General features: G+C 60.4%; 10 protein-coding genes. 6 read left to right on the top strand and 4 right to left on the bottom strand.

The window, feature by feature from the left end:
* Nucleotides 1–22 precede the first annotated feature (22 nt).
* The 4 genes from E8M78_RS07475 to E8M78_RS07460 form a co-directional block, all read right to left on the bottom strand.
* A complete protein-coding gene (locus tag E8M78_RS07475; protein WP_137134471.1) occupies nt 23–1873 on the bottom strand; it encodes a recombinase family protein in 1851 nt (616 codons plus the stop codon).
* Nucleotides 1874–1952: 79 nt separating this feature from the next.
* Nucleotides 1953–2792, bottom strand: a complete 840-nt coding sequence (locus tag E8M78_RS07470; RefSeq protein WP_137134470.1) for a recombinase family protein — start codon at nt 2790–2792, stop codon at nt 1953–1955.
* 223 nt (nt 2793–3015) lie between these two features.
* On the bottom strand, nt 3016–3786 hold the full coding sequence (locus E8M78_RS07465) for a hypothetical protein (RefSeq protein WP_137134469.1): 771 nt from the start codon (nt 3784–3786) through the stop codon (nt 3016–3018).
* 697 nt (nt 3787–4483) lie between these two features.
* Entirely contained in the window at nt 4484–4819 is a 336-nt protein-coding gene (locus E8M78_RS07460) for a hypothetical protein (RefSeq protein ID WP_137134468.1), read from the bottom strand.
* A 681-nt stretch (nt 4820–5500) separates the two neighbouring features.
* On the opposite strand from E8M78_RS07460, the gene E8M78_RS07455 reads away from it, so the two are divergent.
* The 6 genes from E8M78_RS07455 to E8M78_RS07430 all read left to right on the top strand — a co-directional run bounded on the left by E8M78_RS07455 (nt 5501) and on the right by E8M78_RS07430 (nt 14376).
* A complete protein-coding gene (locus E8M78_RS07455; protein WP_246658256.1) occupies nt 5501–6682 on the top strand; it encodes a hypothetical protein in 1182 nt (393 codons plus the stop codon).
* 337 nt (nt 6683–7019) lie between these two features.
* The gene (locus E8M78_RS07450) at nt 7020–8135 is read left to right on the top strand and encodes a hypothetical protein (protein WP_137134466.1); all 1116 of its coding nucleotides are present in this window, start codon (nt 7020–7022) and stop codon (nt 8133–8135) included.
* A gap of 185 nt (nt 8136–8320) precedes the next feature.
* Nucleotides 8321–8827, top strand: a complete 507-nt coding sequence (locus E8M78_RS07445; protein WP_137134465.1) for a hypothetical protein — start codon at nt 8321–8323, stop codon at nt 8825–8827.
* The gene (locus E8M78_RS07440; protein ID WP_137134464.1) at nt 8820–10712 is read left to right on the top strand and encodes an ATP-binding protein; all 1893 of its coding nucleotides are present in this window, start codon (nt 8820–8822) and stop codon (nt 10710–10712) included. The genes E8M78_RS07445 and E8M78_RS07440 overlap by 8 nt, the downstream gene beginning before the upstream one ends.
* Nucleotides 10709–11458, top strand: a complete 750-nt coding sequence (locus tag E8M78_RS07435; RefSeq protein ID WP_137134463.1) for an ATP-dependent Zn protease — start codon at nt 10709–10711, stop codon at nt 11456–11458. The genes E8M78_RS07440 and E8M78_RS07435 overlap by 4 nt, the downstream gene beginning before the upstream one ends.
* A gap of 473 nt (nt 11459–11931) precedes the next feature.
* Nucleotides 11932–14376 carry a DEAD/DEAH box helicase family protein gene (locus E8M78_RS07430; RefSeq protein ID WP_137134462.1) on the top strand — a complete coding sequence of 815 codons (2445 nt, stop codon included), beginning with the start codon at nt 11932–11934 and terminating at the stop codon, nt 14374–14376.
* The last annotated feature ends 10 nt before the right edge of the window (nt 14377–14386 follow it).

The following is a 14386-nucleotide window of genomic DNA, read 5'->3' as shown; positions in this document are numbered from 1 at the left end:
GCAGCCCGGTAGCTCGTCAGGCTCATAACCTGAAGGCCGCAGGTTCAAATCCTGCCCCCGCAACCACCGACATTTGCAAATTCTCCCATTCAGGGAACCGCTCGAGCAACTCCTCGCGGTAAATGTCGAGCAGCATCTCTTTCTTCTCCTCACTGTCGAGTTCACCGGCTTCCAGCCGCTCCACGAAATCCTCATGGATCTCCGAGATGAAGCGGCTCTTCATGTAGTCGAGCACGTCCATCTGCGCGAGGATCGACGCGATCAATCCATGCACCTGCAGGTTTGCCGGCTGGTGGCCCGGTGTCTTGCCGACGACGACTTTCTGCACGAGCTGCCGCACGATGGGCATCAGCATGCGTTTGGCTTCCTCGTTCTTGCCTCTGCGGGCCATCAACATGAACTGCCGCATGGCCATCTCCGTTTCTTCCGGATTATGCCGGCGGCGCAGTTCCTCGATTTTGGCGATCATATCCGGAGCGCTTTCCGTGAAACTGGCGATCTCCGTCTCTAGTGTCTGCCGTTCCGCCTCCAGCCGGTCGAGCGTATCATCGAGTGCCGGCAAGCGAGGGCGTCCTTCGGCCGCACGGTCGCTGATCTGCTGGATGATGTTCCGCTGCTGGCCTGCGAGGTCTGCAAGCGTGCGCTTCATCTGGTCGCGCTCGGCCAGCGGACGTTTGAGTTTTGCCGTCTCGTAGGCGATACTCTGTTCGGATAGCATGTCGAACATGCCCTCGGCAAAGAAGGCCGCCGGCAGGCATTCGAGTACGCGGCTCTCCAGTTCCTGGCGGGTGATGGTCTTGCTGTTGCCACAGCATGCGCCACCGAGTTCGTCGATCGGCAGGCGCTTCTTGCGGTTGGTGCAGCTATAACGGTCCTTGCCGGAAATCGCATAGGGTCCACCGCACTCTTCACATTCGAGAAGGTGGCTCAGAAGATATTCCGGCCGGTGCGTGGCATTGAGCCGGTTGCTCTGCCCGAAATCGAACAGTTCCCCAATCTCCTTCTGCCGGTCCTTGACGCGGCCCCACAACTCATCGGTAACGATGCGCATCTCCGGAACGTCCGTCACGACCCAATCCGAGTTATGGTTGGCGCGGGCCGTGCGCTTCTCCGTCTGCGGGTTCTTGCGGTACTGGCGCCGGTTCCAGACCATCCGGCCGATATAGCTCTCGTTGTTCAGGATGCCGGTGCCACGGCCGACATGACCGCGGATCGCGGTGTCACGCCATTTGCGGCCACGGGGGCCGGGGATGCCTTCCCTGTTGAGGAGCTGTGCGATGTCGCGTGGTGACATGCCGTCGGCATAGAGTTGGTAGATGCGTCGCACGATCTCTGCCTTCTCAAGGTCGATCTCGCGCAGGCCCTTGATCCGGTCGCCGCTAGCATCACGCTGCTGGGAGAGTCGGTAACCGTAGGCGAGGCAGGTGGACGCCTTGCCCTTCTTTACTGCAGTCTTCATGCCCTCACGGGTGCGGTAGCGGATCTGCTCGACCAGTTCATGGCTGAGCGTGGAGCGCATATGCAGCTCCATATGGCTGATCTCCTGACCAGCCTGCACGGTCCAGATCGCCGTGTCGTGGTAGTTGAGTTCCTTGAGGATCTTCGAGCTATGCTCCACGTCGCGCGACAAGCGATCAGCCGTGACGCAGAGGACCACGTCGATCCGCTCGCGCTTCACATGAGCCAGGACCTGCTGGATGCCCGGACGCGATGTGAAGGAGGTCCCGCTGATAGCAGAATCCGCATAGGTCTCCACCAGCTTCCAGCCTTTGTTGGCGACGAAGGCCTTGCCGAGTTCGACCTGTGTCTCGATCGATACCTCGTTCTGGCGGTCGGTGGAGTAGCGGGCATAGAACAGAACGTTCTTGGTCATGGTCTGAATTCCGTCTCAAACAATATCATGGGGAACACTGGCCGGCAGCGCCGGCCAGTGTGATGTCTGGGCAAAAAGCTTACGGCGTTCCCACAGGGCCCCGCGCCGCCAAACCCTGGCGCAGCTTCACGCGCCTCCAGAGTTCATCGCTGACGATCCGCGGCGCATAGGCGCTGTCGTAATTACGGCCCGGCATCCAAGAGCGGCCGATATAGATCTCGTCGTTGAGGATGCCAGTTCCACGCGCGCGGTCACCGCGGATGGTGGTGTCACGCCACTTGCCGCCACGAGGGCCCGGGATGCCTTCAGCGTTCAGGGCTTCTGCGATCTTTGCCGGCGACATTCCGTCCGCATACATCCGGAAAATCCGCTGGACGACTTTGGCACATTCCGTATCGCCGGCCTTAAACCCGAACACATACGTTCCATTGGAATCATAGGCGCCGGTGTAGCGGTATCCGTAGGGAAGCGGAACAAGATCGTTCACGTCATAGAGGCCATCAGGCATCGCCTCGAAATACTGAAAACCTGCAAGCGGCTTTCCCGGATCGTTGCAATAATAGCCAATCAGATCCTTGGTCTGGATCCGGATACCGGGATCTGCCGCCCAAAGCTCCATGCCGTTCACTGTGAGATCATGAAGCAGGCGTGCTGCATCGGGAAGACGCGAGCAGAGACGATCTAGCGTATGGCATAGGACGATATCGCTCGATCCGAACTCAATCTCGTTCAGAAGCTTATGAACACCGGGTTGTGCCGTGAAGGCGACTTCGCCGATGTCTTCGTCACGGCAGGTCAGTTCCAGTTTCCAGCCGTTCTTGCGGATGAAGGTCTCGGCGAAATGGCGCTGCGAATCGGCGCAGGCGGTGCGCAGCGTATCGGCCGAGTTGCGGAGGTAGAGCAGGACTTTCTTGGTCATGAGGGCGCCTCGAGCTTGCGAAATGACTTGGTGGACATGTTAGCCTGGCGCGGATCGCTTGGGAGCCCGCGCCACCCGCCGGTCCATCATGGTCCGGCGGTGGTGCGTGATGGGGGCAGCGTCGAGCGAGCTGCCCTTGCGTGTCGAAGCATATCGAGGACTGGGGGCGAGATGGTCTTGCGCGGCAATAATTGCCGCGATCACGCTCGCCGCGCGGAGGTCGCTAGTGCCCCATCGCCGCGCGATAGGCGGCGGCCGCGTCGGTGTTGCCGGCAAGACGGTTGTCCGAACGAGGCATCAGGATCTGATCCTCGACGTTCTCGCGGCTGCCCAGCCAATACCAACCCGTCTCATTGGGCCGAATTACAAACACCTCGTGCGGCGTGATCTTCACGCGCGCCGCGTTAGTCTCAGCCTTGATCGCCTCGTGGAAAAGCCGGTCGAGCTTGGAACTCGCACCCTTCTTGGGCGCCGGCGTTCTGGAGGCGATCTTCGAGGGCGCGATGCGCTTGGTCAGAACAAGAACACGACTGACCTTCTTGCGGCGGCCTTTTGCGTCGTCGATATCGATGACGACACCGCGGCTGAAAACATCGCAGAAGACGCCGCCGCTCAAGGCGACGGCGTGCGTGCTGAGAAACACGACGCTGGGATGGTCGCGCTCCACGCCGGTGCGGCTCTTCAGATAGGCGGCAAGCGTCGGCTGATCAGAAAACCAGCGCCACTGCCCGACATATCCAAGCAAACGCAAAGCCTGCTCGATCTCGTTACCCTGCGTGTGTCTGATCGGCGGGGTGTAGGAGAAGTCGAGCCAGCCTGCGCCGTAACGCACCTGGCGGATGGCATCGGCAGCCTGAGACACGGTCACGCCGGTGAGGGAGGCGATGACGACGGTCCCGGGATAGAGGCGAGACCTAGTATCCTTGATGGCGTCGCTGAGGTAACGGAGCTTGATTGCTTCGAGGGTGGGCGCAAGTTTGGTAGGTGTCTGCACGGTACTGTCCTTCGGGTCCAGAGTGGATTTTGAAGGAATGCGCTTGCCACTGTGGATCCCTCAGGCGTCCGCTCGCCCTCGATCCGATCATCTTATGCCTGCTTAAAGCGCACCACACGGAATAAGGTGCTGCAGGCTGCGTCGATATCTATCTTCATCGGTACTGCCGGTCGTTTCCCGATACCGCGGCAGAGCACATTTGAGCTTTTACCACCTCTGCCTCACATCGGAATGAGGAGTGGCGCCGGGAGTTGGCCTTGCGTCGTCCGTCCCAGGATGTCGTTTCAAAAAAAAGTTTACTCCCAACTTCCCTCGCGCAAGCAGGTCTGTTGGTGCGCATTCCAGCTTTGGCGATTGCCACTGCTAACCGCTCGTATGAAACAAAAGAGATGAGGCGGTCAATCTTACACTCAGGATTCTTTCCGCTCAGACTGAACAAGAGATGAGCTGATTCATTTGAATTTTAATAAACAAATGCTCAGGCAACGTCTATGCCGGCCCGCGCTGTCGAACCGATCCCGCTCAAGCTATCGTAGACCGATGGCGCTGTAATAACTCTGGAAATCCGATTCAGAATCGAACGGCGTTTTATGAAGTAACGGGGGGAAACGTGTCAGAACTTGCAAACGCCGTCAGGCGTTAACCGGCACCTATTGATGGAAAGGTCGAGATCGACGCAGAGCAGGCCGACGCCGCCTCAAGCGTCCCGACCCGGATCCTCAGGATGGAGGAGGTGGAGCTTGCGACGAAACGGCCAGCCGCCTGTGCGATACTTGGCGACGAGTTCCTCGAAGACGATGTCGGACTCCCGCTCGTCAAATCCCTGCTCTACAAGCATCCTGACCACCCGGTCCTGAAAATCCTCCAGCACCTCTTTCGCGTCCCTGGCCGCCATGCTGGAAATCGTCATGAAGAGCGCCGTGCGGGCTACGTCATCACGATCAGGACGCTTCGCCTTGCGATCGGCGTCACGCAGCTTCTGTTGGCGTTCGCGCTGCTCGCGATTGCGGACCTCTTCTGACTTTCTGGCCATGATACCACTCCCATACGCCCTGCGGCCTCCTTGCCAGACCGGCGCCTTACCGGCAACGCCGCTTGTGCCGGAATCAGTAATCTTGGCTCGTGAATCGGAAATCCATGGTTCGGAATCGCGGATGCGCAACTTGAGATGATTTGCGGGCACGTCGAGCTGGATCGAGACGACGTGCGGAGACGAAACGGCGTTTGCGGAATCATGGCTTCACAGCTCTGAATCGGAAATCCGGAAACCGGAATCAAAAAGGCGCAATTTGTCTCGATGTGCGGGCACGTTGAGATGACATACCCGCGCATTGAGACGATGCCTGCCAGATTGTCTGCTTCGCCGGATCCCGTTCAACAGCGCTTCGTATCGTGCGCTCCGCTCCAGGCGGCGGTTCCTGCCGCGCCTCGTTACCGGGCGTGTTTGTGAGAGGGCCTGAAGCGACTGACAGCGGTCTGAAGCCGGGGGAATGGTTGGAAAGCAACAGCAAAGTAAAAAATATTTTTGCGATATCAAAATATGGTTAATTTGGGCGCTTATTGAAATACTGTCTGTATTTATTTAAGTAAATAAGTGCACAATACTCGGGCTAGGCTCGGTAGCCGATTTGACAATTATTGATGATGTGATGACTATATGTGTGTTCGCTGTTTGTAGCGAACGTATAGTGTCAGTAACCAGTGAGGTTTTATCGTGGGTGCATCCAAGTTTGTTCTGCCTGCCGCCTTCGCCCATCACTATGAAAAGCTTGGGATCGCAGATCCGGCTCTTCGTGACCAGCTCGAAATCGCTGCCGGGAATATCTCTGATCTCGGCCGCCGCACGACCGAGCAGAGCTACCTACTCGGGGAGTATCTTGTTGCCGCTTCTGGACTGCTCCCCGACGGCCTCTTTGACAAGTGGGTCAAGAGGCGGTGCAGCTTGGCCGCCCGCACTGCGAGGGCCTACATGTCCGTCGCGCGCAATCTCGGCGATTACCGGGATGATCTGGTCGACTTGTCGGCCAGCCCTACGGTCATGTTCCATCTGGCGCACGCGCCGCACGACAAGATCCGCGAGGTGATCGCCCATGGCGAGGAGCATGGTCGGCTTCGCGTGCTCGATGTGAAAACCATCCTGGGGGGTGGAGAGGAGGGCAAGGTCAAGACTGCCCGCGGTAACCTCCATGGAGCAGGGGGTGTGACCGGCCTGAAGGCGCTGATCGCAGTCAAGACCCGTGATGGCCTGAAGATGTTCGTGGTGCATATCGAGGTCATTGTGCAGGCCATCAAGGTGGCGCTGGAACAGAAGCGGGTGATCAAGGAGGCGCTGGCCAGGGAGGTTGAAGATCTCGCTCGTGTCGCGCGCATGGAACTGGAGAGCCTGGCGCAGTTCGTGGAACCGGACAGCGACCTGCGTCGCCATCCGCGCTCGGCCCAGTTCCCGAAGGAGACCGAGTGGGCGGTGGTGAACGAAACGCTGCAGAAGCTTGGGCTCTTCGACACCTGGCCGAAATCCAAGGAATTGCCCGGTTGGCTTCGCGATGAGGTCTTGCCGGTCCTTGAATGGTCGATCTCGAAGGAGCGCAAGCCGAAATGGCCGCTGGCGCAGTCGGTAGAAAAGATGGTCGTCGCTGACGATGAGATCGAGCAGACCCCTGAAGCCGAAGAAGAGCAGGATACAGATCAGGCTGAAACTTCGGGCGAGACCGGTCTGGATCGCCTCACGGAGCGGTTCGGCGAAACGCTTGAGCGGGCGACAGGCGGGCTGATGGTCGTCAGTCGCGAAACATCCAAGGTCCGCAAGCAGGTCGTGGCGGCTCCGCCGCTGGCAGCGGACGATCTGAACGAAACGCTCCAGGATGAAGTCGCATCCGCACCGGCGGTGACCGCATAAAGCGTCCGACATGCTGGGAGGCCGATCGGTCGGCCTTCCAGCCAAACCTTCAAGGGCTGCTTGTCGGCCCTTTGCTTTGCCCGGCTTCGGCCTCGAGTTTTTTGGCCGCGGGCCGGCGTTCGAACCTCGGCGGATAGCCAGACCGAAGCGACCGTGAGCCCGACGTTAACCTTGTTCCGGTCCTGTTCTCATTTTTGGGCCCAGGGGTCCTTGAGCCCGAGCGCCGGTCCTGCCAGGTTGGGGACGTTCCGGACAGCCGGGACAAAGCGGCCCCTGCCGATGCTGGACACATCGACAAGGGCCTGACCCTCAAGCCTTCTGGAAAAGGAATCGGGCTATGACCACGTTTACCTCTACGATCCCCAATGGGGAAGTTCTCCGTTCCATGATCGACGCGACTGATGCTGCCGCAGCTTCTCGATCCCGCCCGCGCCCGTTCGGCCTTGGCCGCAATGCGGCTCCGACTGCGGTTCGCGAACCGGTGGTCCTGCGCCGTCATCCGCATCTGGTTCGCTTCGCCGATGTCGAGGCCGATCTCGATCTGCTGATCGATCGCGCTATCAACGCCATCATGGACGGCGAACCGACCGACGACGAGATCCTCGGCCATTACGTCCACATCGCCTCGCTGGTGCGGGCCGTCTCGTTCCGCGAAGGCAAGCTTTTGGAGCAGGCCGTCGAGCGTCTGGCGAAAGCCAATCCGAACATCCTCGTCCTGACCCAGTCGTTGAAGCTTCCGCTGGTCAAGGCCGCGATGGAAGCGGTGGCCGGAAACGACTGGTCGAACCTCGACGGCGTGAAGCTCGATTGCGAGGCGCCGGCCAAGGGCAGCTACACGCCGGACCTGATCGTCGTGAACCGCGCCCGGCACACGGCCTATATCCTGGACTTGAAACGGTCGTTGGCATCCTATGGCGACACGAGCCGTCTTGAGGAACTGAAGCTCAAGATGATGGCGTCGGCCATGGTCCTGCCGGATTGGCTCTACAAGAACCAGAAGCGGCTCATGGTCGATGCGGTCGAGGTGGCGATCGTCGACGGCGCCAGCCGCCCGAGCGATCATGCAAATGGTGTCTGGGCGCTCTCCGAGATCGACGACCTGCTGGAGATCGATGGTGTGGCCGCCTGCATGGCCGAGCTGCGCCTGCGCTTCGGCATCCGGGTGCAGCAGCTTCTCGAAGCCGAAGCGCGCAAGGCACTTGGTTTGGACACGGTGCCTGTCACGGATCTGGCAGTGATGACAACGGCCGCGACTGCGGCGCTCCATCCGCGGATCAACCTCAATGGACCGAGCCGGACTTATGAGGAAGATCTGGCTGCCCGGTCTTGCGACGATGACGATCTGCGCGATCGCCTCGATGATGACGGCTTCAGGGACGTCGATGAAACCGAGAATGATGAACCGGTCCCCATGTTTGTGCGGGTTGGCTTTGCCCGGCGCCCTCGGCACTGATCGAGCACGTCACCCGACTGCCGTTGATGCCTGCTGCCTGATGGCCTGACCGCCGCGCCCTGACGCTTGCCGTCAGGCGCCTGATGTCGACCGCCGTGTGTGACCATCAGGCCTCGAGGCCGTGGCTTTCCCTTTCCATCTCCCAATGACGCTGGACCCGAGCGCGGTTCGGCGAAGGAGTTTACATGTCTTCCGACATCACCCCGGATGTGCCGCCGCGCATCCGCTGCGAGGCGATCAAATCGCCCTCGACGTCACAGAACCCTGTCTGCCATCGTTCGCATGGCACCGTACTCCGCTATCCCGGACCTGCTCGTCATGATCCGCCCATCGACGATCCAGCCTTCCTGATCGGACTGGCGCTTGGTCATGTCCGGCAGGGCGATGGTCTGACCGGCACCGTGCCGGACACGGTCATCAGCCGACTGCAGGCGCAGGCCGAGCGTGGCAATCCCGCCTGCCGTCTGATGCTCGACTGGCTCGCGCACCGCAACCGCGATCTCGTGGCTCCGCTTCAGTCGGATACAGACGATCCGAGTCCAGCCAAGCCCCGTCCACGTCGTCACCGGATCCGAGAGCGCCGACAGGCGGGGCCGGGGAGCTTGAAGAAACACACATTAAAGAAGGCGGGGGCGTCCGATCCCAAAACGGCAATTATTGCCGCGATGACGGAGGGCCGGATCGATGAATAAACTCGCCCGTCTTCTGCTGCGCCGTCTCGACCGTGTCGCCCGCCGGGAAGCCCAGCGCAACGCCCATGCCAATGGGCTTCTGTCTCTGAAGATCGTCGAGGTCGATGGTCATATTCTTCGTCGCTACGGTCCCGCATTCGATACCGAGCGAATGGGGGGCGATCGGGATCGGGACCTCGCCTGGATCCGCCGCACCTTCGCGGCCTATCTGTTGCCGCCGCCCCAGCAGTCCGACATTGTGGTGACTGAGGGTAAGGCCTCGACAGCGTTCCTGCCGTCTCTCTACCGGCCAGGTCAAGCCACAGCCGAGGATCATGCCGCAGCAGTCGATCACAGACGCCGTGCCTATGCCGTCGGTCTTGTTGGCCGGGCGGGCAGGGCTCCGTTGGTCAGCAATGTCGTTGCAGCCCTGGTGCTGGCCCGTGCGATCGAGAACACGCGCATGCCGCTTGCCAGGATCATCCAGACGATTGCCATGGCGGCGCCAGTAGTCTGCCTGCACGCACCCGTGCCCGGCTTCGAGCGTGCCATCAGGCGGTTGATCGAATTGCCCGGCTTTCTTCCCGGGGCTGTTCCGAACGGCATCGACGGTGACTATGTCTATGACGATGGCAGCTTCGCCGCCGCCGACGGCACGGGGCGTCCGTACATCCAGTTCATCGGCGGGTCGGTTCATCGCCTGACAGGCGCCACGCTTCAGCGGCGGCTGGTCAACGCGCTGACGCGGGATTATCCGGTTGTGGCGATCTCGGAGACGGCACGGCACATCCCATCCGAAATCAGCATCGCCGCCGATGTCGCCCTGGTCGGCGGGTTCCTCGACTACCCCTTCATCAGCATGATGCTTGAGGCCATGTATGGTGACACCGGTCTGGCGGCGCTCACGCGATGGACCAATGCCTACGACGCGCATTATCTGACGATCGATGACGTCGTGCTGGCGTTCCGGCCGGGTCGCGGCGCGTCCGAGGTGATCGACGTGCTGGCCTCGCTGACCGAGCGCAATCGTGTTGCCGCTCGCGATGGTGATGATGACGACGAAGAGCCACCATCCAAAGCCACGACAAAATCCTCGAAGTCGAAACAGGATGGTGCAGCGGCGGAGAAATCCTCCTCCGGGAAAGACAGTGGCGGCGGATGGAAACGCGAAAAGCCGTCGGGTGCCGAGGTCATCCAGCCGGAGCCCTGGGGGCCGGGGGAAGACGATCGCCCGTCGCTGGTGGTCGAGACGCTCTCCGGATACGGCAAGGCCAAGACCTGGGCGCTGGATCTCAAGGCCGATCTTGCCGATCACAGGGCGGGTTCTCTCGCCTGGTCTGATATGAGCACCAAACTATTGCTGTATGGTCCGCCCGGGACCGGCAAGACGACGTTTGCGCGGGCGCTGTGCAACAGCCTGCAGGTGCCGCTGGTCGCCACATCGGTCTCGACCTGGCTGCAGGGCGGCCACCTCAACGATGTCATAGCCAAGATGGACAAGACATTTGCCGAGGCCCGCGCTCTGGCGCCGTGCATCCTGTTCATCGACGAGATCGATGGCATCGGCAAGCGGCAGCCGGCAGAGCGGGAATATGCGGACTACTGGAATACGGTGGTCAACAAGGCGCTGGAGTTGCTCGATGGGGCCGTGAAATCCGAAGGGCTGATCATCGTCGGGGCCACCAACAGGCCGGACCAGATTGATGATGCGATCAAACGCTCCGGGCGGCTGGAGACGCACATCGAAATCCCGATGCCCGACATCGCAACGCTTGCGGCGATCTTCATGCATCATCTCGGTGACGATGCTGCATTGCTGGTCCGAGAAGCTGGCTCCGACAGTGTCGGAGTCACACAGACGGATAATGAGGACGACCGCATGGCCGGAGAAGGAACCGCACAATGACAACGGCATCGAACGACACTGATCACGCGCTGGCCCAGGCTATCTACGCCGCTCTGAAAAAATTGGCGACACGGGCCATGGGCCTGACCGGAGCCGATATCGAGCGGATCGTTCGGCAGGCACGGCTGAAGGCACGGCGCGAGAAGCGGGCGATCCGATATGCAGATCTGGAGGATGGCATCCGCATGGATCGGCCGCAGCTTCCCTACGATCTCCGGTGGCGTTTTGCCATCCACGAGGCTGGCCATGCGGTCGTGCATCACGCGTTGAGGCTCGGTCCGATCCACGGCCTCAACATCGACACGCCCTCGGGTGGCGGCTACAGCCAGCTTGGCTTCACGGCATCCGGCAGCGATACGCTCGGCTATCGGGAAGACATGCTCGCCATGCTGATGGCGGGCAGGGCTGCCGAGCAGATCGTCGTCGGTGCGGTCTCCTCGGGCTCCGGCGGCGCTGAGAATAGCGATCTGGCGCGGGCCACGAAGATGGCGCTCGCAATGGAGCGCTCCCTGGGCTTCGGCGCGATCCAGCCGCTGCTCTATCGTGACGACAAGGATCCGACCGCCGTACTCGATGGCAATCCGGATCTGGCGGCGCGCATCCATGCAAGGCTGGAAACGGCGCTGGCAAGGGCAGTCGAGGTTCTGAGCAAGAACAGGGACAAGCTCGATGCCCTCATCAAGGCCCTGTTCGACGCCCAGGCGCTGGATGGAGCGCGTGTGAGTGAGATTTTAAGGGATGGTTAATCTGTGAGGCAACGAACTGTCTCCTCTCGAGGGGGGGGCTTTCTCAAGCGCGCCTCTATGCACGCACCCACCATCATCGCCTGAAATGTCGTGAAAACCCGATGCCGCGTCGCCGCCCCTTGGCTTCGGCATTCTTGAGACCCGGCCTCGCATCGCTGCGCGGCCGGAAGTGGGCCACGGCGTCATTTGGTGGAAATGGGGAGGGTATGCCTGATCACATCGAACAAGGTTGAGCCGGTACGATATCAGTTGGTGTGGATGGTACTGCTCTATCTGCCCGTGCCCCTGCCGTACGGCTCGCGTCGCGCTATCCAGTGACGAGATGAGATTAGCGAGCAGGGCCATGGGGGCGCCAGGCTCAAGGACTCAAGAAATTCAGCGCGGCACTTATCGACTGCCCTCAGGGTTGCATTGACGCTGCGAACACTATTCATATTGTGTATTCAATGGGATTGTGGGGGAACGGCATCCGGATGGACAAGCGCTCTTTGACGGAACGCGATATCTGCACCAAGTTCATCTTGCCGGCCGTCAAGCAGGCCGGTTGGGACACGATGCTGCAGGTCCGGGAAGAGGTCTTCTTCACCAAGGGGCGCATCACGGTACGCGGGAAGCTCGTCGCCCGCGGCAACGCCAAGAAGGCCGACGTCGTCCTCTACTACAAGCCCAACATCCCGATCGCGCTCATTGAGGCGAAGGACAACACTCATGCGGTCGGTGATGGACTGCAACAAGGATTGGACTATGCAGAGACGTTGGCGGTCCCCTTCGTTTTTGCCTCGAACGGCGACGGTTTCGTATTCCACGATCGTACCGGCCTGCGGGAGGTGAAAGAGGAAAACCTCCGCCTCGACCAGTTTCCGTCCCCAGATGAGCTTTGGCGGCTCTACAGTCGATGGAAGGGCCTGGATAGCTCTGCCGAAGAGCTTGTGCTCCAGGACTATTATGATGATGGCAGCGGCAAGGCTCCGCGCTACTATCAAGTAAACGCCGTCAACGCCGCGGTCGAGGCCATTGCCAAGGGGCAGGATCGTGTCCTTCTCGTCATGGCTACCGGTACGGGCAAGACCTACACCGCCTTCCAGATCATCTGGCGTCTGTGGAAGGCCAAGCGCAAGAAGCGCATCCTCTTCTTGGCCGATCGCAACGTGCTGATCGACCAGACCATGGTCAACGACTTCCGCCCCTTTGGTGGCGCAATGGCCAAGCTCTCTACCAAGTCGAAGACGATCGAGCGCCCCGATGGAACTGAAGAGTCCGTGCCGCTGGCGCTGGATCGCAAACGCCGCATCGACACCTCGTTCGAAATCTATCTTGGGCTCTATCAGGCCATCACCGGCCCTGAGGAACGACAGAAACTCTTCCGCGAGTTTTCGCCGGATTTCTTCGACCTGATTGTCATCGACGAGTGCCATCGCGGTAGTGCGGCTGAGGATTCCGCCTGGCGGGAAATCCTCGAATATTTCTCTGCTGCCAGCCAGATCGGTTTGACGGCGACGCCGAAGGAAACGGAGTATGTCTCCAATACCGCCTATTTCGGCGAGCCAGTGTTCACCTATTCCCTGAAACAGGGCATCAGCGATGGTTTCCTTGCACCCTACAAGGTGATCAAGGTCCATATCGATCGTGACGTGGAAGGCTATCGGCCGGAAAAAGGCCAATTGGATCGCGACGGCGAGGAAGTCGAAGACCGCATCTACAACGCCAAGGATTTCGACCGTACCCTGGTGCTGGATGACCGCACCAAGCTGGTGTCCGCCAAGGTGACCGAATTTCTGAAGGAGAGCGGTGACCGTTACCAGAAGACCATCGTCTTCTGCGTCGATGAAGAGCATGCAGCCCGCATGCGCCAGGCGCTCATCAATGACAACAAGGACCTTTGCGACGAAAACGCCCGCTACGTCATGCGCATAACCGGAAGCGATACGCTCGGCCAGGCGCAGATCGGCAATTTCATTGATCCGGAATCGCGCTATCCGGTGATCGTCACCACGTCGAGGCTGCTCTCCACCGGCGTCGATGCGCAGACCTGCCGCCTCATCGTGTTGGATCGCCCCGTCGGCTCCATGACCGAGTTCAAGCAGATCGTTGGCCGCGGCACGCGCGTGCATGAGGATACGCAGAAATTCTATTTCACGCTCATGGATTTCCGCGGCGCGACGAACCATTTCGCCGATCCCGAATTCGATGGTGATCCGGTGCAGATTTACATGGCCGGTGAGGATGATCCCATCACGCCGCCAGATGCGGAGCCTCCGGGCTTCGAAGACAATGGCCAGGACGACTACACCACCGAGCCGCCGACCACCGGTGGCGAGGAGGTGACCTTTCCGCTTGGCGGCGGCGAACGCCAGAAGAAGGTCTATGTCGATGGCATCAGCGCAAAGGTCATCGCCGAGCGTGTCGAATACCTTGATGCCAATGGAAAACTTGTCACCGAAAGCCTGCGCGACTTCACCAAGGCAGCGCTGCTTCGCCATTTCGCCAGCCTGGATGATTTCCTGAAGCGCTGGAAATCCGAGGAGCGCAAGGATGCGCTGGTGAAGGAACTGGCGGCCGAGGGCCTGCCGCTGGATGTGATTGCCAAGGAACTCGGCATCGACCTCGATCCCTTCGATCTCGTTTGCCATGTCGCCTTTGACCGCAAGCCGCTGACTCGACAGGAGCGTGCCGACAACGTGAAGAAGCGCGACGTCTTTGCCCGATATGAAGGCAAGGCGCGGGCCGTGCTGGATGTGCTCTTGTCCAAATACGCCGATGAAGGCGTCTTGAACCTCGATGACACCAATGTGCTGCGGATACCGCCCGCTAATTCATTGGGTATGCCGATGGAGTTGTTAAACGCCTTTGGCGGCAAAGCCGCATTTGAACAGGCGGTCCATGCAATGCAGGCCGCGCTTTATCATGAAACCGCTTAGAGGGAGGAGC

The organism is Rhizobium sp. FKY42 (assembly GCF_005222835.1).
Classification (GTDB): Bacteria; Pseudomonadota; Alphaproteobacteria; order Rhizobiales; family Rhizobiaceae; genus Neorhizobium.
Note: the sequence above shows the minus strand (reverse complement) of the source record. Positions and strands in the feature narration are given on the sequence as shown.